The organism is Pseudoalteromonas sp. T1lg22 (assembly GCF_002964645.1).
In the GTDB taxonomy this organism is placed as follows: Bacteria; Pseudomonadota; Gammaproteobacteria; order Enterobacterales; family Alteromonadaceae; genus Pseudoalteromonas.
The window spans coordinates 1-2,077 of sequence record NZ_PQBY01000013.1 but is presented as its reverse complement, the minus strand read 5'-3'; the positions used below and the strand labels follow the sequence as shown (position 1 = coordinate 2,077).

The following is a 2,077-nucleotide window of genomic DNA, read 5'->3' as shown; positions in this document are numbered from 1 at the left end:
AAGCGCGAGTGAGGCGACCAACGTGACCCTTTCTGGCGTTGTCGAAACCGGTGCCACCGTCGACAGCATCACCATCAGTGATGGCGTGACCACCATCACGGTTCCGAGCTCGGCGATCAGCACGGATAGCAACGGCAACGTGACCGTTGTTGGGCAAGACCTGTCAAGCCTCGCCGACGGTGAATTGACCGTCACCATGACAGTGACCGACGCTGCCGGGAACACCGGCACGGTCACCGATACCACCACCTTGGATACGGGTGCACCGAGCACAGGTGACGGCGCAAACAGTATTGCGTTCGACGACGGCGGCGATGAACAATTGAGCGCGAGTGAGGCGACCAACGTGACCCTTTCTGGCGTTGTAGAAGCCGGCGCCACCGTCGACAGCATCACCATCAGTGATGGCGTGACGACGATCACGGTTCCGAGCTCGGCGATCAGCACGGATAGCAACGGCAATGTGACCGTTGTTGGGCAAGACCTGTCAGGTCTCGCCGACGGTGAACTGACCGTCACCATGACAGTGACCGACGCTGCCGGGAACACAGGCACGGTCACCGATACCACTACCCTGGATACGGGCGCACCTTCGGTGACCATCAACGATAACACTACCAACGACAGCACTCCTGCCTTGACCGGCACCATAGATGATCCAGAGGCGAGTATAGTAGTGACTGTCGAGGGGGTGGATTACGCCGCCACCAATAATGGCGACGGCACCTGGATCTTGGTGGACGACACCTTGCCAGCGCTTCTGGACGGTAGCTACCAGGTTAGCGTGACCGCCACCGACGCGACGGGTAACAGCGGCACGGCCACGGGCACCTTAGTCATTGACACCAGCGCGCCAACCACGGGCGATGGTGCGAACAGTATTGCATTCGACGACGGCGGCGATGAGCTGGTAAGCGCGAGTGAGGCGACCAACGTGACCCTTTCTGGCGTTGTAGAAGCCGGCGCCACCGTCGACAGCATCACCATCAGTGATGGCGTGACGACGATCACGGTTCCGAGCTCGGCGATCAGCACGGATAGCAACGGCAACGTGACCGTCGTTGGGCAAGATCTGTCAGGTCTCGCCGACGGCGAACTGACCGTCACCATGACAGTGACCGACGCTGCCGGGAACACAGGCACGGTCACCGATACCACCACCTTGGATACAGGCGCACCGAGCACAGGTGATGGCGCGAACAGTATTGCGTTCGACGACGGCGGCGATGAGCTATTAAGCGCAGAGGAGGCGACCAATGTGACCCTTTCTGGCGTTGTCGAAGCCGGTGCCACCGTCGACAGCATCACCATCAGTGATGGCGTGACCACCATCACGGTACCGAGCTCGGCGATCACTTTGGATAGCAACGGCAACGTGACCGTCGTTGGGCAAGACCTGTCAGGTCTCGCCGACGGCGAATTGACCGTCACCATGACAGTGACCGACGCTGCGGGCAATACCGGCACGGTCACCGATACCACCACTTTGGATACGGGCGCACCGAGCACAGGTGATGGCGCAAACAGTATTGCATTCGACGATGGCGGCGATGAGCTGTTAAGCGCGAGTGAGGCGACCAACGTGACCCTTTCTGGCGTTGTAGAAGCCGGCGCCACCGTCGACAGCATCACCATCAGTGATGGCGTGACGACGATCACGGTTCCGAGCTCGGCGATCAGCACGGATAGCAACGGCAACGTGACCGTCATTGGGCAAGATCTGTCAGGCCTCGCCGACGGTGAACTGACCGTCACCATGACAGTAACCGACGCTGCCGGGAACACCGGCACGGTCACCGATACCACCACCTTGGATACGGGCGCACCGAGCACAGGTGATGGCGCAAACAGTATTGCGTTCGACGATGGCGGCGATGAGCTGTTAAGCGCGAGTGAGGCGACCAACGTGACCCTTTCTGGCGTTGTAGAAGCCGGCGCCACCGTCGACAGCATCACCATCAGTGATGGCGTGACGACGATCACGGTTCCGAGCTCGGCGATCAGCACGGATAGCAACGGCAACGTGACCGTCGTTGGGCAAGATCTGTCAGGTCTCGCCGACGGTGAACTAACCGTC

The 2,077-nt window shown here is 60.5% G+C and carries 1 protein-coding gene; it reads left to right on the top strand.

Annotated features, from left to right (window positions below; translation table 11 throughout):
* Nucleotides 1–22: 22 nt before the first annotated feature.
* Nucleotides 23–2,077, top strand: a 2,055-nt coding sequence (locus C2M24_RS07115) for a beta strand repeat-containing protein (protein ID WP_199775697.1), incomplete at its 3' end; no start/stop codon positions are given.